A 21,972-nucleotide genomic window follows, 5' to 3' on the forward strand; every position below is an offset into this window, starting at 1 on the left:
CCCCGTTTCTGTTGTTTAATCCATATCCGCCTTGACCATCTCATGATCGGACAGGTCCTTGTAGGCGTCCGTCACAATGCCCGACTCTTTCATGAGGCGGTGAAGATACTGACGCTGGATACCCGCCTTTTGTGCAGCCCGACTTACATTCCCGTCGTTGTCCCGCAGCAGCCGATCGATGTATTGCCGGTGAAAGACGGAGATCATTTGATCCCTGGCATCCTTGAAGGATAGTTGACTCAGGGATGGCGGGAAGGCAAGGGCTTCCTCGGACCGGTCCCGATCCAAAAAGAGGTCTTGGGTCTTCAACGATTCGGTCCGGCAGAAAATCACCCCCCGTTCGATGATGTTTTCCAACTCCCGGACATTCCCCGGATAGTCCAGGGTCATGAGGCGCTGCATGGCCAGCGGGCATATCTCCCCGATCTGTTTTCCGTTGATACCGGCATACTTCTTAAGAAAATGGTAACTGAGCAGGGGAATGTCCCCGCGCCGTTCGGCCAGTGAAGGCAATTCGAAATTGATCACATTGAGACGATAGTACAGGTCTTCCCGAAACCGCCCTCGGGCGATCTCCTGTTTAAGAACACGGTTGGTGGCCGCAATAAACCGGATGTCCGCCTTTCGGGTGACATTCCCGCCCACGGGACGATACTCGCCTTCCTGAAGCAAGCGGAGCAGCTTGGTCTGAAGAATGGGGCTCAGGTCCCCGATCTCGTCGAGGAACAAGGTGCCCCCATGGGCATCTTCCACCAGCCCGCGCTTATCCTTCCAGGCCCCGGTAAAGGCCCCTTTTACGTGACCAAAAAGCTCGCTTTCCAGCACATTTTCCGGAATGGCGGTGCAGTTGATGGTAATGAAGCGGTTGTCCTTCTGGTGGCTGTAAGCATGCAGCGCCTTGGCCGCCAACTCTTTTCCCGTGCCGCTGGGTCCGGTGATCAGGACGGTACCATGGGTGGGGGCTACCTGGCGGATTCGGCTGAAAATGTCACGCATTACCGGTGTCGCACCCAACAGCGAGGCAAACCCGTTCTGCTTGCCGAGCGCCTCCCGTAAGGCTCTGTTTTCCCGTGTGACGGACTGAAAACTCATGACGTTTTCGATGGTCACCAGTATCCGTTCCCGACGGAAGGGTTTGGTGATGAAGTCGCTGGCGCCCTTGCGGGTGGCCTCCACAGCCGTCTCAATGGTGCCGAAGGCGGTCATGACCACCACTGAAAGGGTTGAATCCAGAGCCTTTATGCTTTCCAATAGCCGAATTCCGTCCATTTTCGGCATTTTCAAATCCGATATCACCATATCGTACAAACCCGTTTTCAGCCTTTCCAAGGCTTCCAGCGGGTCAACGGTGGTTTCGACCCTGTGTTCGGTATCCTCGGTGATAATGCGTTCGAGCAGCAGCAGCATGTCCTGTTCATCGTCTACTACCAATATGGAACCTTTCATTAATCCTCCTGCTGGCGCTGCGGCAGGTTCACAATAAATGTGGTGCCGCTTCTGTCGCCGGCCTGTTCTGCAACACGACTTTCACAGTGCATGGAACCGCCGAAACTGTTGATAATGCCGTAACTGACGAAAAGCCCCAGGCCCGTGCCTTCCCCTTCGGGCTTGGTCGTGAAAAAGGGTTCGTAAATCCGATCCAGGTCCGTCTCGGGAATCCCGCAACCGGTGTCCGACACCTTTACCACGGCACGTCGGGTTCCTTTGTCCAAATAGGCCCCGATAGCCAGCACGCCGCCCTGGGGCATGGCCCCCACGGCGTTGGTCATCAGGTTGAGAAACACCTGCTGCAGCTGGCGGCTGTCTCCACACACCATTGGCAGCCGCCGCGCGATGTCGGTCTTCACCGTAACCGCTTGCCGCTCGATGCTGTGCCGGGCTACCTTGATAATCTCCTCCAGACATTGGGTCAGGTCCGTATATTCCTCGGACACCTTGCGGTCCCTGGCAAAACTGAGCAGGTTCTCCACAATGTCCTTGCAGTGAAGGCCCTGGCGCTCGATTATCTTCAGGTCTTCGTATGCCTGGCTTCCCGCTGGCTGCCTGCGGAGCAGCAGATCGCAAAAACCCAGTATCACACCCAAGGGATTGTTGATCTCGTGGGCCACACCGGCGGCCAATGTACCCAATGCGGCCAGCTTCTCGGAGGTCACCAGGTGGCGCTGAAGGTTCTTGTTCTCCGTAATGTCCCGGGCGATGCAAAGCACCGCGCTGATCCCCCCCGTCTCATTTTTCAGGGGCATGTAATTGGCGCTGAGCCACACCGACGGATCCACGGATCGGATTTCGATCTCCTCGCGAACGCTTCGCTGGGATTCGTATACTTGCTGGACGGCCCTGATGTTGCGCCGGGCCACGTCCTTGGATAGCAGATCGGATAGGGAACGGTCCATGAGGTGCTCGGCATCGCTTCCGAAAAAATTGGCCGTGTAACTGTTAACGGACTTCAGGCAGGCCGATTCATCCAGGGTGAAGATTAAATCCTCGGCGCTTTCGATAAGCAGGCGGTATTTCTCTTCCGACCGCTTCAACGCCCGCGTGCGAGCGTCCACCACCTTTTCCAACCCCCGGGAAAAGCGGATTTCGAGCAGGTATAAGGCCGTGGCCGCAGCCGCCACCACCAGGATCGCCAATCCTTGGAGAATCAGATGCCAGCGATGGATCTGCCCAACAGCGCTGGCGATCTCATGGGTCGGTGCCACCACGGCGACACTCCAGAACTGCCGGGGCGACTGGGAAATGTAAATGGGACAAAAGGCGATGAGTTTATCCATGTTCCCGGTAAAGCCCCGATGCCAGGCCGATTGGTATGCTCCGGTGCCTTCTTTTCCCTGAAGCATCTCCTCTCTTTGTATCCGATCGATCTGTACCAAATTCAGGCCCGGATAGGTTTCCTTGCGGACCTCGAAGGCGCTGCGGCCGATAAAGTCAGTAAACGGGTGGTAGAGGAAACGCCCCTGGCCGTCGATAATCCAGGCGTAGCCGCTGGCCCCGGAGCGAACGTCCTTGAGCAGGGGTGCAAGAAACCAGGAGAGGTGGATCCGGAAAAGAAGGAATTGCCCGGCTCCGGACCCCATCGGCGTAATCATGAAAATGTACACGCCGGAACCGGCTGAAATGGGATGCGTCACCAAAACTTCTCCCGGACCCGGAAGGGCTTCCGAGGCCATCGCCGGTGCGAGATCCGGGGACGCCCGAAACGGTTCCCCGCGGGAGAACACCCACGCGGCATCCGACGCACGCTCCCAAATAAGGATATCGATAACCCCGGCAGTGGCAATCCGGTCCAGATCAGGCTGCAACTGAACCTGCCAGGCAGAGGGGTCCGGCACCGGCGCGGATAGCTTGCCGGCGATCTGCAGCAATTCCTTCTCCAGCGTGTTGAGAGAGTTTTCTACCAGTTTTTGAATGATACGGGCAACAGTCAACTGCTCCTGATTGAACTGGTCGACCACCAGTATTTCCATCTGCCGGGTGAAACGGAGGTGAATGGCGGCTCCCGCCATCAATATTAGGGCGGCAACGATTAAAATAATCCGTCCGAATCGATTCTGGCGCGGTTTTCGGGAAACGTTTTCCATAACGTGTTCGTCATAAGCAAATTATATGCCACGGCAAACACTAAATAAATGGCGGAACAGACTCTGTCCGGCAGCCAGTTAAAGCGAGTTCGGAGTATAGCGGCAACCGGCGGGCACCCCTTGTCTGTCAGTTTTTTTTACCCGATGTAAAGCCAATAGGAAGATGGAAATGCATCTTATCAATGCCGGCAGGCAATCGAATGCGGCATCTTTTTTATTGGTTCCATCGAAGCGGGCTTTTTAGCTGGCCACGCATCAGACGCAGAAAACAGCGATGAGCACGAACGCCAGGCAAGCCAGACAGGCGGTGTTGCTTATCGGGCCTTTTTTGACCGGATGGAAATGGGCTTCGGTTCGACGGTGCCCATGGGTGCAGACATATTCCACCACTGTCTGGCCGCCCGACCTTTTGGAGACGTGACGGGTGCGCTTGACCGCCGCGCCACATACCCCGTCACCGTCTTTTCCCATGGCCTTGCAGGTCATGCGGGCGCCGATAAAGGCGCTGGTGAGGTTGAAAATCCAGTTCCAGGAAAGGGCACCGATCAGTATCGCGAGCAGTACCATGATCACGTGGCGCTGGGTCACACCCAGTCCCGACAGGGCGGCTCCCATATTGGCGGGCGTCAGCGGCCCGTCCACGGTCCCGAATAGTCCCAAGTAGTAGAGGATAAAGCTGGCACCCATGACGACCATGGTCAGGCCGAAGTTGTACAGTCGGTTACGGGGTTGAGCGTTTCCAGTATACATTCCCGGATCGATATGCTGCTCGTTCATCCCTTGGCCTCGCTTGTTTGTCTTGTTTATGGTTCAAATCAGATTACCCCCGGGCCCTTCGAAGGGCCCGGAGGCATTGAGGACGGCATCACCCTCCGGCCAGTTTTTTCATGATATCCGGAATGATCTTGTAGAAGGCATACGCCGTCAGGCACAGGCAGTAGGTCGGCACCACGATCTTCCAGATCTTTTCCGGAAACACGCGGGTCATGTAGGGTGCCGCCACGGCCGAGAACATGGTGGCCAACATGAAGCTGGGCAGCAGGATGTAGTCGATGGTCACACCGCTGCCCAGCAGGGCCAGCCAGGTTACCACGGACAGGGTGCTCACCGTTCCCTCGCTGATGGCCGTCACCGCCATCATGCTTTTCACCGGCACACCGGCCATCAGGCCGCCGATGGTCACCACCGGCCCGTAGCCGCCGCCGCCCACGCCCTTGTTGAACCCGGCCAGAGCCGCCCACAGCACCATTTTCCCGGGTTTGTAGGGACGCTCCTTCTTAGCTGTGATCAGTGAAGTCACACCCATCATCAGCAGCAGCATGGCCACATAGACCTTGATCCATATCTTCCCGATGGCGAAGATCTTGTAAACACCGACCACGGCCACCACATTGAAGAGCACGCCGGTGCCGGCGATAATCAGCCAAAGCTTGACCGTTTCACTCATGGGCGAAAACTTCCACTCCACGTTCTCGAACTCCCGGTGCAGGAATGCCCCCACCAGGCCGGCGGCACCCTGCTGGATCATGACCACGGGCACGATCTGTTTGGGGTCGAAGCCCACCACGAGCAGCAGCGGGGTCAGGGCGGTGCCGAAACCCATGCCGGCCGAGGCATCCATGAATTCGAAAAAGGCCGCGATCAGCACCACGCTCCAGATGATGGACCACTCATTGCCCAGGAGCCCGTGGTCGACCACATATTTGGAGGGCATGCGCACCGTGGCTTCGAAGGGGTTGCCGGCCAGCCAGATGCCCACCAGAAATAGAAGGAAAAAGACGAAAACGCCTGAGAACATCGCCTTGAGATGGCCCGCTTCCGGAACCATGCGCTCCCAGATGGTCTTCTTGGTCGCTTCGAGGTCCTTGGCGACCTCCCAACCGGTCAATTTTTCTTTTTTAATATTTTCCATGCTGCCCATCCTTTTTTGGTAATGACTGGTGAATCGTTGACTTGTCCATTGAACTTGCAAATGCCGGGTACCATTCTTCTCCTTTTCAAAATTGTGAATAGGCAATTTACGGATTGAACAAAGCCGTTGACCCAAATATTTCAATCGCCATGCCAAGGATAGCGGGAACCAAAAACATTTTAACTATTTGTAAATATTATTTAATTAGATTTTTCTGTCCACACTTTCCGAATAATGCCCGCCAATGGAAACTGCCAGTGGACAATTTTCTTCAAAGATGTCTATCCGGTGGAGACATGTCGGAAAAGGCTGACGGTGAGTGTTGATTTGAATGTTATCCGGGTGGTTAAAGCGGTATCGAAAGGAGGACGAGGATAATAGAATCATAGCCCAAGGGACCGGTGTTCTAATTATAAAAAAGGGAACCCGTCCTTCCCGGGGGCAACCGGTCGGACGGGAACCGATAAAGGCAGAGGATTAATTTCAGATTCCCTTGCACTAACCCCACGGGAATTTAATAAGTCGGTGACTGCACTTGTTTTCGAGGTTCAACCCGAACCCTATACAACGGGTCCGGGTTGAAGGAAGGCGGCTCTACCCGCCAGCCAGTTTCTTAATGATATCCGGCATAATCTTGTAAAAGGCGTAAACGGTCAGGCACAGGCAGTAGGCTGGCACCACGATCTTCCAGGCCTTTTCAGGGAACACACGGGTCATGTAGGGCGCCGCCACGGCCGAGAACATGGTAGCCAGCATGAAGCTGGGCAACAGGATATAATCGATCTGCACGCCGCTGCCCAGCATGGCGAGCCAGGCAAGCACCGCAATGGTGCTGACCGTGCCCTCGCTGATGGCGGTCACCGCCAGCATACTTTTGACCGGCACGCCGGCCAGCAGACCGCCGATGGTCACCACCGGCCCGTAGCCGCCACCGCCCACGCCCTTGTTGAACCCGGCCAGGGCCGCCCACAGCACCATTTTTTTGGGTTTATAGGGACGCTCCTTCTTCGCCTGGATCAGTGAGGTCACCCCCATCATGAGCAGTAGCAATGCCACGTATAGTTTGATCCATATTTTACCGATATGAAAGATCTTGTATACTCCGACGATGGCCGTGACGTTAAACAGCACGCCGGTACCGGCGATGATCAGCCAGAGCTTGACTGTTTCACTCATGGGTGAAAACTTCCATTCCACGTTTTCGAACTCCCGGTGCAGGAATGCCCCCACCAGGCCGGCGGCACCCTGCTGGATCATGACCACGGGCACGATCTGTTTGGGGTCGAAGCCCACCACGAGCAGCAGCGGGGTCAGGGCGGTGCCGAAACCCATGCCGGCCGAGGCATCCATGAATTCGAAAAAGGCCGCGATCAGCACCACGCTCCAGACAATCGACCACTCGTTGCCCAGGAGCCCGTGCTCCACCACATATTTGGACGGCATGCGCACCGTGGCTTCGAAGGGGTTACCGGCCAGCCAGATTCCCACGAAAAACAGCACGAAGAATACGGCAATTCCGCCGCCGGCCGCCTTGATGTGGTTCCACTCAGGAATCATTCGCTCCCATATGGTTTTCTTCTTGCCTTCGAGATCTCTCGCGACCTCCCACCCTGACACCTTTTCCCTTTTTACATTTTCCATCTGCACCTCCTTTTATGGTGATATATGGTGAATCGTCGAATGGTTGACGATGTTTGCAGATGCCAGGGTCGATTCTTTTTTTCCATTTTTCGATCCGTTAATTTCAAGGTTAAGAAAAGCCTTTTACAATCACCATGCCAATGAGATTTAAAATAGATTTATTTTCAACTGCCTGTTTTTATATATATAAAAGCTATCCGACAGACATCGTTGTCAGCTGTTCTTTTTCAATGAATACTGCCAGTTGACACTTTTCTTCGGGGATGTCTTTCCTTTGAAGACAGGGGGGATCGCAAAATGAGAAACAAAAAAGAACCCGTCCTTCCGGGGGGGCAACCGGTCGGACGGGTTGGGCGAGGAGGATGCCGGAATCGTGCGAAAGTCTGCATCCAGGAAGATCGGGTTACCATTTCATCATCGTGAATCGCTGGTCACTGAAACCACCTGGGGGGTAGCCATTTCCATCGCCTCCACCGGCTGAAGGTCAGCTTGCTTACGTCGATAGAGGATCCATCTGCCCAGGGCGATCACGCCGATGGTGAAAGTGACCATCACCGCATATTCCACAACCTTGGGCGGGTGCAGCCAGTTGTGGACGACCGCGTCGGTGATCATCATCTCGCCGCCCACTTTGCCTAAAATACCGGAGCCGATGTAAAGGATGATCGGGTAACGGTCCATGAGTTTGGCCAGCAGGGAACTCATGAATACGACAAATGGAATGCTCAGCATCAGACCGAACATCAGCAGGAAAAAGTTGCCGTGGGAGGCACCGCCGACGGCCAGCATGTTGTCGATCCCCATACTCATGTCCGCCACGATGATGATCCACACAGCCTGCCATAGGTTTCCCGCTTCCCTGACGCTTTCATCTTCGGCGCCCTCCACCAATAGTTTAACGGCGATCCAGAGGATCACGGCGCCACCCAGGAGCTTGATAAACGAAATGGTCAGCAGTTTGGCCACGAAAAAGGTGCAGACAACCCGGACGAGGACCGCTCCGGCGGCACCCGCAGTAATGCCCCAGGTACGCTGGCGGCCGGTGAGTTTTTTAACCGCCATGGCGATGACCACCGCATTGTCGCCGGCTAACACCAGATCGATGATCACGATGCTGATCAAAGCTGAAAAGAACTGCGCATTGAGGTGCATTTCTCCTAAAAAGCTTAGATCCATTTGATACCCCCTGTGTATAATTTTCGTATGGGTTGGTCGTTTGCAGGGGTAAAAAGCAACTGCCGTGCCTTTTTCTTAGCTATTTTGAAAATTTTTATTTATATTTAAAATCAATTTGTTAAAAACATTTGCGATCATTCGTACAGAATCAATGGGCGAACACTGTAAACCCGATGGAGACGTTGCTGAAACTGGCAGGAGACAACTGGATGAGGAATATGGATGCGACCAACTAAGGATGTCGGTCCATGTTGGCGGCAAGAGAGCGAAATACGGCCAGGGATTCATATTCCATTTCGTCCCCGGTTTGGTTGTAGTCCGCATAGGCGGAGGTTTTGGCGATCACGACCCGGTATCGGGGGTGGACGTAGATAAACTGGCCATATATGCCGATGGCGCAATAATCCCCGTCAGAAGTTTCCGGCAGCCACCACTGGTAGCCGTATCCAAGGGGGCTTGACGAGGCCGGGTTGTTGGCACCTGGCATGAGATGGGGGCGGCTGGGCGTCACGGAATCCCTGATCCACTGCGCCGGCAGGATCTGCTGATTCCTGAAAGTTCTACCCTTGTTAAGAAATAAAAGCCCGAAACGGGCATAGTCCCGGAGCCGCGCATTGAGACCGCCGAAGGCCAATTCCATTCCAGTGCGGTCGACAATCCAATAAGCATCCGATTCGGCTCCCAGTCGTGACCACAGCTTCTCCTCCATGTATGCGGAGAGACTACGGCCGGTGGCCTCACGCAGGACCATAGCCAATACCTGGGTGTCCATGCTGACATAGTGGTTATACGTTCCCGGCGGACGGTCGTTTTTTAGCGACGCCACGAAGTCATCCATGGCCGTGCCCAAGGCAAAAGTCCGGCCCATGCGGTTGATGTCCGAATTGAAATCCGCATAATTCTCATTGAATCCAATCCCCGAGGACATCTGCAGCACATCCTTCAAGGCGACCCCGCTATAACCGGAGGCGTTTAGCAGGGGTACATAATCGGTAACCGGATCGGACAGGCTGCGGATCAACCCCTCTTCCAGGGCAAATCCCACCAACGCTGAAACAAACGATTTGCAGACGGACCATGAAATCCAATGGGTGGTTGCACTGTTCCCCCGGTAGTAACGTTCGAAGGCAATTTTGCCGTCGTGGATGATGATGATGCCGCTGGTGCCCGTTTTTTCGATCCATTGAGCCAGGTCATGCTGACTTCCCTGGTAGGAATAGAATTCGGGGAGGCGTTTGCTTTCGTAAGGGATGCGGTAGATCGGTCCGCTTCGGCGAACCGTGCGATAATCAAAAACCCGGGTCATGCTCCGAAAGTTCTCGACAATGCCATGGGCATCGAAAAGCATGAGGACAAACTGAAGGCGAATCAGGTCTTTTTTGAAAAACTGGGCTGTCCCCAAACCGATGAGCAGGAATATTCCGATTCCAAAACCGATCTTTCGCCAAATGGACTTTTTGAGAACGGACACGATCTTTCCTTTGGGTCGCGGCAATAATGGAATCAATACCGTTGCCCCCTTTAACCATTATCTGCATAAAACACAAGCTGTTCAATGTCGGTCACCTGTTTGCCGCTGTTAATGGGTTGTGAGCCTGGAGGACCCCAGATGAAACCTATCTTGACTGTAGTTAAAAGCAGCGGTTCATGTCATTGAAATCCCGTTGGGTCAGGCGCTTCGATTTCTCCTAAACACAGTGTTTTCCTTGACAATCATCCCAATTTATTGTTTTTAAGGGAAAAAGGGGCAAAACATGATTAGGGTTCAAGCCGCTGGTTTCAGTGATATCGGAAAAGTCCGCAAGGCCAATGAAGATAGCTTCATCCTCAACGAACCAATTGGTTTGTACGTCGTGGCGGACGGGATGGGGGGACATCGGGCCGGCGGGGTGGCCAGTCGAATTGCCGTTGAAACCATCGACGCATACCTGGCAAACCCGACGCAGGAATTTACAGATCCTGACGGGCCCAACGTTCTAAATGGCCAGAGTGCAGCCGCCAGACATCTCCGCGAAAGTATTTTTTTAGCCAATCAAAAAATCTACAAGCAGTCACTCATGGATACAGCCTGCCGGGGAATGGGTACGACTGTTTCCGCACTCTACCTTTCCGGCAATTCTATCATCACCGCCAATGTTGGAGACAGTCCCATTTACCTGCTGAGAAACGGGGAAATCGAAACCCTTTACACGCCCCACACCCTGCTCCACGAGCGAAAAAAGATACCCAAGTCGATGGAGGGCCGGTTTCCCAGCAGCAAGCTGGCGCATATTCTTACCCGGGCCGTGGGCATCCGGTCGGATGTGGGTATGGATCTTGTAGAAACCCCATGCTTTGCGGACGATATCATCGTCCTGTGCAGCGACGGCCTCAGTGGCAAGATTTCCAGAGAAGAAATCCGGGATCTGGTCTACCAGAATGATTCGACATCGGCGTGCAGAAAGCTGACAGATCTGGCAAATCAGAGAGGTGGCGAGGATAACATTACCGTCATCGTGGTACGGGTTACATCGGCAAACGAGAGGCCGGCCAATCGTCTGTTTGGACGGATTGTGGGCATTCCGGCATGGATTGTATCCCTTTTCGGTGGTAAAAAGCGCTCCTGAGCTGAGTCTCTCGTAAAAAAGGCGGCCAAATGATCAGAATGCTCGTCAAGTACAAGGACAGAACGATCAAAGAGTTCGCCCTCGATCGAATCGACACCCTTTCAATAGGTAGAAACCCCAACCATCATCTGGTCATAGACAATTATGCGGTTTCCGGCAATCATGCCGTCATCCTCAAAGAAGGCAACCGGTTCATTCTAAAGGACACCAACAGCAAAAACGGCACCTTTTTGAATGGATATACCGTCGAGCAGGCAATTCTCAAAAACGGGGATATCATCACGATCGGCAAGCACACACTGGTTTTTTTGGACCGTGGAAGATCACGGCCGAGACCTGAACAAGGCGGATTGAAAACCTCCGGTTTGCCTGGGGATCCGGGTCCGGATCATACCATGTTCATGGACACGGAAGTGTACCGCCGGATGCTGGCCGAGAGCGGAGACATTCCCGAGATCCCCAAAACACGGGCCTATGTGGCCTTTTTGGCTGGTGGGAACGGCAGGTTAGACCTGGAGAAAAGTATGATTACCATCGGAAGAACCCACCGCTGCGACATTGTCATTGGCGGTTTTTTTTCCTTCCTGGCCGGAGATCCGGCTGCGGCTATCAGCAAGACTCCCCAACACCACTACATCAGCTGCGTCAGTGGCTGGATCAAACCGAAAGTCAATGGTCAGATTGTCCGCGGACCCGTCCGCCTGAAAGACATGGACATCATTAAAATTGGTGTGGTGGTTCTCCAATACGCTTCGGAAGGCCCGGCATCGTCATAATGAAAACTCCCCCGGGAAGACAGAATTAAACGGATGTGGGCGCTATGAAAAAATGGATCCTGATTGTCGCGTTCTCAGCGCTTTGTACCGCCGTTATCTTCTTTTTGAAAGTTGATATCAGCTCAAACAGTCGTGTCATTTATATTAAAGGAGGAGAACCGGTCCTTGCAGACAAGGTCGACCAGTCCGATCAGTTCGTCTTTTACGAAGCCAACGGAAAAGCCGGCATGTTTATGCGTGCTGATGTTACCTCTGTCGGGTCGATCAAGGTTCAAAAGCAGGCCTCCCTGCTTTTTATCATCGACGGCCAGAAACGACAGATAATGGAGCGTCTGGGATTCAATCAGAAACTGATCCGGGCCTTTGACACCCGCCTGCTGATCTTCCTGTTTATGTTTGCCGCTGCATCTGGAATCGCCAAACTGATCCTGATGTTATCCAATTCGGTGAAAACCACGGTTTCAAAAACACCGGCGGGTGACAGTCTACATCAAAGATCGGATCACTCCAGGGTCCTTGAGGAAGAAGGCCGGGAGACTTCCGATCTTAGGGATATTGCTCTGTTTTTCCTCGAACTTTACAAGGTCCAAAATGGGTTGGATAGGAATGTTCCTGCCCGCTTTACCATGACCGACGCCTCAACCTCACAAAAAATGAAGGTGTTCGAATTGGGCGTCAAGGGCAGCGGCGACTGGCTGACCCGCCGAATGTCCGTCGGGCCATTGGGAGAAGAGACCGGCAGCAAAAGCAAATGCTTTTACGTCATCTACGACACCCATATGGTGGTAAAGATACCGCCGGTGCCCGTCACGGACATGGAAAAATATGTAGGAGACATCCGGAGAGAGGTGCAGATCGCCACGCACCTGTCTCCGGTCGCCTGCATCGTCCCCATGGTCTCCGTAGTACTCAAAAAAGTAAAAAAACTGCCCTATGAATCGAGCCTTACCCAGGAGCAATTGGAAAAACAGTATATCCGGCTGGTTGAAGAACATCCCGAATATCAGGAATACCTGAAAATAAAAGACCGATTTGCCTTCTTTATGGAACTGACCAACAGTTTCTTTTTAGGGCGCGTCATCGACGAATTGCACGAGTCCAAAGACAAAACCATTGATGAAATCCGTGAGGCGCCTGATGTGGCCTGGGACCAAGAGGCGTTCACCGCTCGATACGGGCTGGACGCCCTCCCCGTATTTGAAGGGCTTCAAACCCTTTACCAACTTGGTGAAGCGGAAGCCAAACGTATAATCAGGGAGTCGGGCCAAGGGGAAAAGATTCACACCTTTCAGATCAAAAACTGGTTTCTATCCAGCATCTCCGGAGAAAAAGGCAACCCGGAAGAAAAAGGCATCGATCCGGCCCTGCTGGATAGGGTCAAAAATGGTTTTTCAACTGTCTTCAAATCCAATCAGAAAAACGTAGACGACCTGATCCGGCTCTTAAAAACACAGCAGGAAATAAAAGCCTTTTCAAAAAACCGCCAGCAGATCGAAAACATCGCATCCAATATGCTGCAGCTGATCTGCCTTCTCAAGGAAAAGCGCTTGGCGTTGAGGGATCTGAAGCCGGACAACTTGTTTTTGGATGCAGATCCGGGCAACTATCCGGTCTTTCTGAAAAACAAGAACGCATTTTCAATAGGCGTAATCGATGTGGAAACGGCGGTCTCTCTGATGCCCACCCGGGACGGTACCATTGCGCAACCCCTTCTCGGAGGAACGCCCCTTTATGCCACGCCGCTCCATCTATTGAAAAACAGGACAATTTCCTCCAATTTCGGAAACCTGGCGGAAGCGCTTCATCTTCAGGATTGGTTTGCCAGCATTGCCATCATTTTCAAGGCGGTAACCGGGAGAAACCTGTTTCCCCGCGCCGCCCGTTCTTTCCCGGGGATACTGAAAATCCTCAAATCCAGCCGAAACCGAACAGACCCTGACGAAGCCACCGTCAAGGCCATGAGCCAGAAATTCTGGTCGGCCGCCGCCACTGACATCAAAACCCACTTGTCGGTATTTTCAGACATATTGAACCAGTTGACCCTGTCGGTTCCCGAAGCCATGGCACCATCAATCAAGGTCGAGCTGGAGCGCGAAAAAACGTTACTTCATATAGCGATTCGCAAGCATGTCTCTTTGTCTCCTCTTTTAAAAAGTGAAAAAAACAAGACTTTTCTTTTGGAGGCATCCTGCGAGACCATCGCCAAGCAGGCAGCCCGGTGGGAAAACCACACGCAGCTTCCGGATCAACATCGCCAGGTAGCGCCCCAGATGGTTGCTTTCTTGAATAACCTGAGTCGATTAAAACAGGGCGAATCGGAAAAAAGCCGGGCCATCGCCGCTTTTGCCAATCCATCCCACGAAGTTTCGGCCTATTCGCTCCTCGAAGCCATGTTTCAGATTGCCTTCAAAGCGATGTACAAATCCCGCTGGAAGGCCCTGCCCGCAGCCGATGGGGCATCCGATCAGCAGACCGCTGTAAAAGAAGACCGCTCCATGGTCACCACCATTTTAAACGGCAATTGATCCCCGAAGGACCGTCCTTAAAACAGCTCGGATTGACGGTCTTCCGTCTCGGAAAAGTTACTTGCGGAGCAGGACCGAAATAGCGGGAAATCGGTGAGCCGGCAGGAAAAGCGGCTGAATACGAAAAGAACAGGGGACAATATACCTCACGGGGAATATTCTATATTTTCCCGTTAATTGGATTCACCCACCGCACCCTGAGAAAAACAGCGTACCCACCTATATGCGGGCAGCTTTAATAAACTCCATCGTGGCCGCCTTGTCCTTGATTCCCTCTTCGGTCACCAGGAAATCCACATGCTTGAGGTCCACGGCATCGTGGGAATGGGTGATCAGCTGGAAAGAGACGTCCCCGTGGGTCTTGGACTCCACTTTGCGATGGATCCTCTGCTGGGACCAGGGCCGGTGAGAAAACTTGAGGGTATTGGCGAACAGGTACACCGGCAGGCGGTTCAGGTGGCACAGGCTGACAATGTTGGCCGACCCCACCGCCGACACCACCTTCATGTCGTCGGTGATCGACAGCGCCCCCATGAACACCTTGTTGCCCCTCTCGATATAGTGGCTCAGGCTGTATTCGGGAATGATCTCCATGTCGATCCCGGCCGCGGACAGCGATTTGATCAGACGGCGGGTCTTGGCCAGATCCTGCTTGAGAACGATCACCTTGAAGTTTTTGTGCAGAACCTCATGGGCCAGTTTGAGCATGTTGGTCACATCGTAGCTGATCGTGTGGACGATGATCACATCCCCTTCGTTGATGCAGGCCAGGCCGTGTTCGATCACCCTGCCCGTCTTGGTCTTGATCTTTTGGTACTTCTCCTCCAGAATCCGGATCGCCTGGGCCTTGATCTGGTCGATGGACGCATCGGGGGATTCTCCGATCTCCCGTTCAAACTCTTCGATCAGGTGGATCAGGGGAATGACCTTGGGCTCCGTATTCTTGATGGCCCGGGACAGTTCCGAATACAGCTCCCGGACCTCCTCGACACGGCAGCGCACCTGCCGGATCGATTCGATAAAGGCCTTGAGGGCCATCATGGTCACCCGGGAGGAGCCCACCGTATCCTCATGGTCCCGGATCAGGCTGCACAATATGGCTTTGTCTTCATCTTTCATAACGATATCCACAAATAAAGCATCAGGTAGCCCGAGGCGATCACCAGGGTGATCAGGGTGATCACGGCGCTTTTCCGGGCAAAATCGATAAACGAGATCTCCTGGCCGAATTTTTTGGCCATGCCCACGGACACGATATTGGCCGAGGCCCCGATCATGGTCAGGTTGCCGCCCAGGCAGGCGCCCAGCGAAAGCGCCCACCACAGGATGTTGTGGGGAATGGGATTGTTCTCCAGCATCAGTTTGACGATGGGGATCATGGTGATGGTAAACGGGATGTTGTCCAGAAACCCCGAGACGATGCCGGACACCCACAGCACCGTCAGTACGATCACATACGGGTTGTCGCCCACGCGCATGAAAATGTTATGGGCGATCCATTCGATCACCCCCTTTTCCTCGAGCACCCCCACCAGGATGAACAGGCCGGTGAAAAACAGCAGCGTGCTCCACTCGATCTCCTCCAGCATCTGTTCCACGTCGATGCGGGTGATCAAAAAAAGGACCATGGCCACAAAAACCGCCACTACACCCGGGGAGAGTCGGGTGACGGTCTGGGTGACGAACAGAGCGATGGCCAGGCCCAGGCAGACCAGGCCCTTTGTCAGAAACAGCCGGTCGATCTTCGTGTCCAGAAAATGGAAGCGGATCTTTTCCAGCAGCAGCTGCACTGAAAAAAGCTTGGCCAGGTTGGTGTCGATGGGCTTGAATTTGTCCCGGTTGGTGGCCCAGAGATAAACCAGGGCGGCACCGATGCAGACAATGATCGGCAGCGCGAGATTGAACATGAACTGGTTGAAGGTCAGTCCGACCTTGGAGCCGATGATGATGTTGGGCGGGTCGCCGATCAGGGTGGCGGTGCCGCCGATATTGGAGATGATCGCCTGGCTGATCACGTACATCCGGGGGTCCAGGCCCATGCCGGCGGTCAGCTCGATAATGATGGGGATGATGATCAGCACCGTGGTCACGTTGTCCAGGAAAGCCGACAGGACGGCGGTGACGATCGAAAAAAGAATCAATATTTTCAGCGGACTGCCTTGGGTCAACTCGGCAATCCGGACCGAGACGATAGAGAAAAAGCCGGATTTTCTCAGAATGGCCACGATGGACATCATGCCCAAAAGCAGCATGATCGTCTCGAAGTCGATAAATTCGACCGCCTGGTGCTCGCTGACCACGTGCAGCACGATCAGGATCATCACCCCGAGCAGCGCGGCGACCGCCTTGTTGACCAGTTCAAAGGTCAACGCCACATAGACCGCCAGAAAAACGACAATCGGAAGCAGTGCCCCTTCCATCTTGAATCCTTTTTTTACGAACCTGGATGATAAGCGTCTCAAAAAGCGAATCGCCCCACACAAACTGACCGATACGCCGTTTCAGGGAACAACGCTTCTGGATAATGTTGTGTGCCGTTGCTTCCCGAATCCACCACGCCAAAAAAAAACTCTCTTAATTCACTACCGCTCCAATGTCAAACAGGGAGACGATATTTTATATGAATTCAAAATATTACATCCGCATCAAGTGATTTAGGAAGCTGCTTTTAATGAATTGTGTTCATATCTGTAGTAGGAATCAAAATCAATCGGGGTGCTCTCCAGAAAGAAGCCGGTGAAGGGCAAAACGGAAGAAAATCGGGGGGACCAGGACAAAAAAACAGCAGTGCCGGTGATCGGGTATCTCCGGCACTGCTGTTTTTCCTGATTCTGTGGACAAGCGGTCCGGCGACCGCAAAAATTATCTCTTTTTGGGTTTTGTTGCCGCCGGTTTTTTTACCACCACATCTTTACCGCCGACCACCATACCGATCACTGCACCTAACGCCGCGTCGAGGTTTAATTTCTGTGTATTGATCACCAAATCGTAATTGCGTGGATCGGCAACATCGGCATTAAAGGACTGGCGGATAAAGGTGGATCGGCGGTTTTCCCGGTTGATCACCCGCCGCTTGGCTTCTTCTCGGGTGACGCCGAATTCCTTGGCCACGTTCTTCACCCGGACCTCTAAGGGCGCAATCACCCGAACACTCAACCGGTCTTCCGGTGGGATCAGAAAGTTGGCGCCGCGGCCGACGATGACGGCATTGCCATGGCTGGCGATCGCGGCAACCACTTTCATCAAATGATCCAGGTAGACCCCCGGCCACAGATAGCGATCGTTCACCAGGGATGAAATGAAATCCTTGATTCCGGAGAGCCGGTCTTTTTCCATGGTTTCGATCACGGCGCCGCTGATATGGGCACTTTCAGAAATTTCCTTGACGATGTCACGGTCAAAAAGATCGATGCCGAGCCGTTTGGCCAACCCCTGGGCAATGATCCGACCTCCGCTTCCCGGTTCCGAAGAGATGGTGATCACCGGTATATGGGTCTGGGTTTGTTTTTTCCACTTTTCGATTTGATCCTTGATAAATGTTTCGATGGAGGCATTTTTTTCCATGATTGACGTCCCGTCCTGCCCGTTATGTCCCAAAACGGCGATTGATAGTGGTTGGTGTGACGAAAAAAGAACCGAGGGTCTCCTAATGAAAAATGGTGGCGCTGTCAAGCTGCAAAGAAAAACCGACGAATGGGTATGAAAGGCGAGTCCCTTAGGTGTGATGGGGATTCGTTCAGTTATGGAGACTGCTCATATAATCATCCAAAAGATGCTGAGTGTCTCCAGAGTTCATTACGCTTGGCAGCTTTACCATTGCCTGATCGATGGCCATATTTAGCAACTCCATTTTGAGGACCCCCTTGGCTTGGTCTATCCGGTTTTCCATCTTACGCCGAGTCTCTTCCATCATGATTTTACTCTGTTGCTTGGCCTGTTCCACGATCTGCTGCTTGCGGGTCTCTCCCTGGGCGATCAGTCGATCTTTCAACTCATTGAAGTGGGCCCGGTTTTCAATCCCTTTTTGCTTTACAGCCTTGATTTCACTAATAATCCTGGCTTTTTCTTTTTCTAGTTGGCCAATTTCGGCAACGATGTCACTTTTTTGGAGCCTCAAAAAATCTTTGATGGGTTCTCTGGCATATTTTACGATCACTGCAACAAGGATGATAAAGTTTACCCAACGCATGGCCACGTCGTAGGCGGGTCTCCATTGGGCGTCAGCGGCCTGGGCAGCTGCAGGAAGCGCCACCATAAAAAATCCCACAAAGAGGATGGTGACGCACAGCGCACCTGCTCTATCAGTCAACCTCATAATTACAGCCTCCGATGAAGCACTTTTTCCATGATCGTCAAAGTAATGGCCTCCACCTCTCCGGCCAATTCCATGCGAGCCTGCCGTAATTGATCTTTTACCCGGGTCTCCGTTTCATGCCTCAATTCTGAAATCTGTTGCCGTGTCTCCTCCAAGATTTCCGAGGCCCGATGATCCCCATCTGCTTCAATGGAAAGAACAACTTTATGGGCCTCTTGGATGACCTTGGCCTGCTCGCGGTCAAAAGCTTTGCCTATCCGAACCAGATCTTCTTTCCCTGAAAGGATATCTTTCTGGAAATCGGAGATTAACTCCTTCCGCTGGGAAATGGTGCTAAGCAGCGGACGGAACATAATCCGGTTCATAACATAAAGAAATATCAGGAAGGAGACCAACTGAACGAAAAAGGTCTCATTGATACTGATCAGCGAGGTAGTCGCAATAATTTCCATGGTGGACGCTCTCTGTTGAATATTTGCCGTTCCAGGTTTCTTATGCCTGGGCGGCAGGTTGAGACAGATCCGAAAATACCGGCGTCAGAGATGGTCCACTAAACCACAAACAGCAGCAACAGCGCAATAACCAGGGAATAGATGCCGGTCGATTCGGAGACAGCTTGGCCCACCAGCATGGTTCGGGTCAACAGTCCTGCTTCCTTGGGATTCTTGCCGATGGCCTCGCACGCTTTGGCGGCCACCATTCCTTCTCCCACACCGGGACCGATTGCGCCTAGCCCCATGGAAATACCTGCTCCTAAAAATGCTGCCGCTTTTACAATGTCTACACCTTCGATGGCCATAATACTCCTCCTCGGTTACCGTTTTATCATCATGTATTTGAAAATATTAGAGCGAAGCGACCGGAAAGTCGCCGAAATCCTTAAACCTACAAGACAAAGATCAACACCAGGCTGACCACCATCGCATAGATGGCCGTGGACTGGGAGACGGCCTGGCCCACCAGCATGATCCGCATGAGATCGGCCGCATGGGTGACGTTGCGGGCCACCCAGCGAACGGCGCCTTCCGCCGCCATGCCGTTGCCCAGGCCCGGTCCAATGCCGCCAAGGCCCGTGCAAAGTCCTGCACTCAGCAGCGCCATGGCTGCTTGCAGCTGCATGGATTCGGGAAAGGTTTGAACATCAGGATAAAACTAACCAGCAATCCGAAAATGGATGGCGTCTGAGCCACCGCTTGGCCCACCAGCATAATGGTTGTAATATTTGCCACCGTCTCCGGCTGACGGGCAACCCCCTCGCAGCTGGCCCCGGCAGCCATGCCACCGCCGTATCCCGAACCGATGGCAGCCAGCCCCGTGCTCAGGCCTGCCCCCACCAGCGCCGCCCAAGTGGGGTGAAGGGGTGCGTTGGAAAAATCCATGAACAGAAGCATCAGCGCCACCACCATGGAGAAGATCGCCGGGGTCTGGCAAACGGCGGATCCGATAAGCATGTTGGTGGTAAGCTTGTTGGATACCGCGGGCTGGCGGGAAAGTCCCAGACAGGCCTGGCCTCCGGGAAACCCGGACCCGATACCCGAACCGATAGCCCCGAATCCCATGCTGACGCCGGCGCCGAAAAGGGCGGCCGCTTTGAGCAGCGTCGGATTTCCCTTGTCCATGAACAGGAGCAGGATCGCAACCACCAAGGCAAAAATGGAAGCTGATTCGGCTACCGCTTGCCCCACGAGCATGTTTTTGAAGATCTCTCCAGAAATCTTCGGGTTTCTGGAAACGGCCAGATTGGCCTGGGCAGCGGTATACCCTTCGCCGATGGCAGCGCCAACCGCACCCAGCCCCATGGCAATACCCCCGCCGGCAAACGCGGCGACCTTAACCCAGGTCTGAACATCGAGATCCATCATCTATTTCACCTGGACTGAGATGTATACAACTGTTAGCATTGTAAAAACGAACGCCTGAATCGTACCCACGAACATGCCGAAAAATGCATTAAGAAAAGGCGGCAGCAAGATGCTGTAGGTGAGATAAGAGACCACAAGGATGATGATCGACCCGCCCATGATATTGCCGAACAGACGGAAGGATATGGAGACGATCTTGGCAAACTCGCCGATGATATTCAGCGGCGCCATGAAAAAGATCGGCTGAAAATACTCGCTGACATAGTTTTTAAACCCTTTTTTGCGTATCCCGGCGACATGGGCGATAACAAAACCCATCATGCCGAGGCTCAAGGGGGTATTGAGGTCCTTGGTGGGCTCATCCAGGTGAGGGACGATTCCCAGCCAGTTGGACACCAGCAAAAACAGAAAAAGTGCACAGATCAAGGGGCCGTACTTTTTGGCCAGATCCTTGTCCAAGGCGTCTTCTGTCAGTTTGTAGAGATTGGAAACGAGCAGTTCCCCGAACACCTGCATGGATCCCGGCACCATGCCCCGTTTGCGCGCCATAAAAAAAGCAAGCACAAAAAGCACAAAAAAGGCGATCCAGGTCATGAGAATGACCTCGAGGTTGAAAGTCATGGAATAGCCGAAAACCGGTATGATCAGCTGATGAATCCTTCCGAGTTCTCCCATGTATCGTGCCCTTGGTTCAGTGTTTGACAGCAGTGAAGATCAACCGGGAGCCATGTTCGACCATGATCACCAGTTGAACCATGAATAGACCGACTGCCGTGGCTGGAAAATTAAACCGGTCGGACCGCACGGCCAAAACGAGCGGGATCGCCAGCAGCGCATAACGCAGCAGCAGGGAAAGCAGAGATTGCCGGGTAGCCGCCTTGCGATTGTCCCTGATACGGAAGCGTATCAACTGGCCCATGATCGCAAAATTGACGGCGCTGAAAACCCCGCCAAGAACCAATCCACGGCAAATCCCTTGTTGGCCCAAGGCAAGAAAAAGGAGACCGGCACCAATGGCAAGCACCAACGCCCGCGAGCCATATTTTTTTTGTATGTCAAAAACCGTTGTGTCCGTTTCCATCAGGATCTGCCTTGTCTTTCGGTTCGGTGATTTCCAGTATCTGTCGATAGCAGACATTGGCGCCACCGGCGATGCCGAGGAAAATGAAAATTGCGGTGAATACTCCCCGGAATCCCAACCATTTATCCAGATAGTGCCCTACAAAGAAACAAAAGACGATGCAGCCGGCCATGGTCAGCCCCAGCTGCATGACAAGGGTCAAATTTTCTGCCCAGTCTCTGTTTTTTTTATAGTCGAACAAACAGCGTTCCCGTATCGATTCATCGATCTTCTTTTATTATCCGCCAGCGGTCAGCGGGTCGGACGGGGTCTATCAAAAGCTTGAAAAATTCGTCGGACACTGAAGCGAAAAGAACTTACCCGGACCGGTGGTTGATTGAACATAAATTGCTGCACCGGCTGGATTTTTTAGATTACCGATAGTTTTCGAATAGCGGCAGAAATAACAAATACAATTCAGCATTGTCAAGCACCATGATTGCGCGGCAACATCCGAC

General features: G+C 53.3%; 21 protein-coding genes. 3 read left to right on the forward strand and 18 right to left on the reverse strand.

Annotated elements, in window-relative coordinates; translation table 11 throughout:
* Positions 1–15: 15 nt before the first annotated feature.
* From ACHZBS_RS10620 to ACHZBS_RS10650, 7 genes are all read right to left on the reverse strand, one after another.
* Complete coding sequence (locus ACHZBS_RS10620) at positions 16–1,446, reverse strand: sigma-54 dependent transcriptional regulator (RefSeq protein ID WP_319406477.1); 1,431 nt, start codon at positions 1,444–1,446, stop codon at positions 16–18.
* Complete coding sequence (locus ACHZBS_RS10625; RefSeq protein WP_319406478.1) at positions 1,446–3,581, reverse strand: ATP-binding protein; 2,136 nt, start codon at positions 3,579–3,581, stop codon at positions 1,446–1,448. The genes ACHZBS_RS10620 and ACHZBS_RS10625 overlap by 1 nt, the downstream gene beginning before the upstream one ends.
* Positions 3,582–3,836: 255 nt before the next feature.
* Positions 3,837–4,358: a hypothetical protein gene (locus tag ACHZBS_RS10630; RefSeq protein ID WP_319406479.1), complete on the reverse strand. Its 522-nt coding sequence runs from the start codon at positions 4,356–4,358 to the stop codon at positions 3,837–3,839.
* A gap of 88 nt (positions 4,359–4,446) precedes the next feature.
* Positions 4,447–5,493, reverse strand: coding sequence for a sulfite exporter TauE/SafE family protein (locus ACHZBS_RS10635; protein ID WP_319406480.1), 1,047 nt, complete (start codon positions 5,491–5,493; stop codon positions 4,447–4,449).
* A 594-nt stretch (positions 5,494–6,087) separates the two neighbouring features.
* On the reverse strand, positions 6,088–7,134 hold the full coding sequence (locus ACHZBS_RS10640; protein ID WP_319406481.1) for a sulfite exporter TauE/SafE family protein: 1,047 nt from the start codon (positions 7,132–7,134) through the stop codon (positions 6,088–6,090).
* A 414-nt stretch (positions 7,135–7,548) separates the two neighbouring features.
* The gene (locus tag ACHZBS_RS10645) at positions 7,549–8,310 is read right to left on the reverse strand and encodes a TerC family protein (RefSeq protein WP_319406482.1); all 762 of its coding nucleotides are present in this window, start codon (positions 8,308–8,310) and stop codon (positions 7,549–7,551) included.
* A 232-nt stretch (positions 8,311–8,542) separates the two neighbouring features.
* Complete coding sequence (locus ACHZBS_RS10650) at positions 8,543–9,781, reverse strand: serine hydrolase (RefSeq protein ID WP_319406483.1); 1,239 nt, start codon at positions 9,779–9,781, stop codon at positions 8,543–8,545.
* A gap of 283 nt (positions 9,782–10,064) precedes the next feature.
* Between ACHZBS_RS10650 and ACHZBS_RS10655 the strand changes: the two genes are divergently transcribed.
* Genes ACHZBS_RS10655 through ACHZBS_RS10665 form a run of 3 tightly spaced genes read left to right on the forward strand, consistent with a single transcriptional unit; the run spans position 10,065 to position 14,217 of the window.
* Positions 10,065–10,916: a protein phosphatase 2C domain-containing protein gene (locus ACHZBS_RS10655; protein ID WP_319406484.1), complete on the forward strand. Its 852-nt coding sequence runs from the start codon at positions 10,065–10,067 to the stop codon at positions 10,914–10,916.
* A gap of 29 nt (positions 10,917–10,945) precedes the next feature.
* Positions 10,946–11,692 (forward strand): FHA domain-containing protein, encoded by a 747-nt coding sequence (locus ACHZBS_RS10660; RefSeq protein ID WP_319406485.1) that lies wholly within the window; start codon positions 10,946–10,948, stop codon positions 11,690–11,692.
* A 44-nt stretch (positions 11,693–11,736) separates the two neighbouring features.
* Positions 11,737–14,217 (forward strand): serine/threonine-protein kinase, encoded by a 2,481-nt coding sequence (locus tag ACHZBS_RS10665; RefSeq protein WP_319406486.1) that lies wholly within the window; start codon positions 11,737–11,739, stop codon positions 14,215–14,217.
* Positions 14,218–14,436: 219 nt separating this feature from the next.
* On the opposite strand, the gene ACHZBS_RS10670 is transcribed toward ACHZBS_RS10665, so the two are convergent.
* From ACHZBS_RS10670 to ACHZBS_RS10720, 11 genes are all read right to left on the reverse strand, one after another.
* Positions 14,437–15,336: a hypothetical protein gene (locus tag ACHZBS_RS10670; protein WP_319406487.1), complete on the reverse strand. Its 900-nt coding sequence runs from the start codon at positions 15,334–15,336 to the stop codon at positions 14,437–14,439.
* Entirely contained in the window at positions 15,333–16,637 is a 1,305-nt protein-coding gene (locus tag ACHZBS_RS10675) for an ArsB/NhaD family transporter (RefSeq protein ID WP_319406488.1), read from the reverse strand. The genes ACHZBS_RS10670 and ACHZBS_RS10675 overlap by 4 nt, the downstream gene beginning before the upstream one ends.
* 442 nt (positions 16,638–17,079) lie before the next feature.
* Positions 17,080–17,781: a cytidylate kinase-like family protein gene (locus tag ACHZBS_RS10680; RefSeq protein WP_319406489.1), complete on the reverse strand. Its 702-nt coding sequence runs from the start codon at positions 17,779–17,781 to the stop codon at positions 17,080–17,082.
* Positions 17,782–17,953: 172 nt separating this feature from the next.
* A complete protein-coding gene (locus ACHZBS_RS10685) occupies positions 17,954–18,532 on the reverse strand; it encodes an ATP synthase F0 subunit B (RefSeq protein WP_319406490.1) in 579 nt (192 codons plus the stop codon).
* A 2-nt stretch (positions 18,533–18,534) separates the two neighbouring features.
* Positions 18,535–18,984: an ATP synthase F0 subunit B gene (locus ACHZBS_RS10690; RefSeq protein ID WP_319406491.1), complete on the reverse strand. Its 450-nt coding sequence runs from the start codon at positions 18,982–18,984 to the stop codon at positions 18,535–18,537.
* Between the two features lie 98 nt (positions 18,985–19,082).
* A complete protein-coding gene (gene atpE, locus ACHZBS_RS10695; RefSeq protein WP_319406492.1) occupies positions 19,083–19,331 on the reverse strand; it encodes an ATP synthase F0 subunit C in 249 nt (82 codons plus the stop codon).
* An 86-nt stretch (positions 19,332–19,417) separates the two neighbouring features.
* On the reverse strand, positions 19,418–19,633 hold the full coding sequence (locus tag ACHZBS_RS10700) for a F0F1 ATP synthase subunit C (protein ID WP_319406493.1): 216 nt from the start codon (positions 19,631–19,633) through the stop codon (positions 19,418–19,420).
* The gene (atpE, locus tag ACHZBS_RS10705; RefSeq protein WP_319406494.1) at positions 19,621–20,394 is read right to left on the reverse strand and encodes an ATP synthase F0 subunit C; all 774 of its coding nucleotides are present in this window, start codon (positions 20,392–20,394) and stop codon (positions 19,621–19,623) included. The genes ACHZBS_RS10700 and atpE (ACHZBS_RS10705) overlap by 13 nt, the downstream gene beginning before the upstream one ends.
* Positions 20,395–21,069 (reverse strand): F0F1 ATP synthase subunit A, encoded by a 675-nt coding sequence (gene atpB, locus ACHZBS_RS10710; protein ID WP_319406495.1) that lies wholly within the window; start codon positions 21,067–21,069, stop codon positions 20,395–20,397.
* Between the two features lie 16 nt (positions 21,070–21,085).
* Complete coding sequence (locus ACHZBS_RS10715) at positions 21,086–21,475, reverse strand: ATP synthase subunit I (protein ID WP_319406496.1); 390 nt, start codon at positions 21,473–21,475, stop codon at positions 21,086–21,088.
* Positions 21,450–21,716: an AtpZ/AtpI family protein gene (locus tag ACHZBS_RS10720; RefSeq protein ID WP_319406497.1), complete on the reverse strand. Its 267-nt coding sequence runs from the start codon at positions 21,714–21,716 to the stop codon at positions 21,450–21,452. Before ACHZBS_RS10720 ends, ACHZBS_RS10715 begins: the two co-directional genes overlap by 26 nt.
* Between the last annotated feature and the right edge of the window lie 256 nt (positions 21,717–21,972).

The sequence above is a fragment of the uncultured Desulfosarcina sp. genome (assembly GCF_963664155.2).
Lineage (GTDB): Bacteria > Desulfobacterota > Desulfobacteria > Desulfobacterales > Desulfosarcinaceae > Desulfosarcina.

Excerpts from the sequence above, each read along its gene's own strand:
- ACHZBS_RS10625 (WP_319406478.1), bottom strand. The coding sequence starts at position 3,581 with ATGGAAAACGTTTCCCGAAAACCGCGCCAGAATCGATTCGGACGGATT.
- ACHZBS_RS10655 (WP_319406484.1), top strand. The coding sequence starts at position 10,065 with ATGATTAGGGTTCAAGCCGCTGGTTTCAGTGATATCGGAAAAGTCCGC.
- atpE (WP_319406492.1), bottom strand. The coding sequence starts at position 19,331 with ATGGCCATCGAAGGTGTAGACATTGTAAAAGCGGCAGCATTTTTAGGA.
- ACHZBS_RS10645 (WP_319406482.1), bottom strand. The coding sequence starts at position 8,310 with ATGGATCTAAGCTTTTTAGGAGAAATGCACCTCAATGCGCAGTTCTTT.
- ACHZBS_RS10665 (WP_319406486.1), top strand. The coding sequence starts at position 11,737 with ATGAAAAAATGGATCCTGATTGTCGCGTTCTCAGCGCTTTGTACCGCC.
- ACHZBS_RS10675 (WP_319406488.1), bottom strand. The coding sequence starts at position 16,637 with ATGGAAGGGGCACTGCTTCCGATTGTCGTTTTTCTGGCGGTCTATGTG.
- ACHZBS_RS10670 (WP_319406487.1), bottom strand. The coding sequence starts at position 15,336 with ATGAAAGATGAAGACAAAGCCATATTGTGCAGCCTGATCCGGGACCAT.
- ACHZBS_RS10700 (WP_319406493.1), bottom strand. The coding sequence starts at position 19,633 with ATGGCGCTGCTGAGTGCAGGACTTTGCACGGGCCTTGGCGGCATTGGA.
- ACHZBS_RS10620 (WP_319406477.1), bottom strand. The coding sequence starts at position 1,446 with ATGAAAGGTTCCATATTGGTAGTAGACGATGAACAGGACATGCTGCTG.
- ACHZBS_RS10660 (WP_319406485.1), top strand. The coding sequence starts at position 10,946 with ATGATCAGAATGCTCGTCAAGTACAAGGACAGAACGATCAAAGAGTTC.
- ACHZBS_RS10635 (WP_319406480.1), bottom strand. The coding sequence starts at position 5,493 with ATGGAAAATATTAAAAAAGAAAAATTGACCGGTTGGGAGGTCGCCAAG.
- ACHZBS_RS10685 (WP_319406490.1), bottom strand. The coding sequence starts at position 18,532 with ATGAGGTTGACTGATAGAGCAGGTGCGCTGTGCGTCACCATCCTCTTT.
- atpE (WP_319406494.1), bottom strand. The coding sequence starts at position 20,394 with ATGATGGATCTCGATGTTCAGACCTGGGTTAAGGTCGCCGCGTTTGCC.
- ACHZBS_RS10690 (WP_319406491.1), bottom strand. The coding sequence starts at position 18,984 with ATGGAAATTATTGCGACTACCTCGCTGATCAGTATCAATGAGACCTTT.
- ACHZBS_RS10715 (WP_319406496.1), bottom strand. The coding sequence starts at position 21,475 with ATGGAAACGGACACAACGGTTTTTGACATACAAAAAAAATATGGCTCG.
- ACHZBS_RS10640 (WP_319406481.1), bottom strand. The coding sequence starts at position 7,134 with ATGGAAAATGTAAAAAGGGAAAAGGTGTCAGGGTGGGAGGTCGCGAGA.
- ACHZBS_RS10680 (WP_319406489.1), bottom strand. The coding sequence starts at position 17,781 with ATGGAAAAAAATGCCTCCATCGAAACATTTATCAAGGATCAAATCGAA.
- atpB (WP_319406495.1), bottom strand. The coding sequence starts at position 21,069 with ATGGGAGAACTCGGAAGGATTCATCAGCTGATCATACCGGTTTTCGGC.
- ACHZBS_RS10630 (WP_319406479.1), bottom strand. The coding sequence starts at position 4,358 with ATGAACGAGCAGCATATCGATCCGGGAATGTATACTGGAAACGCTCAA.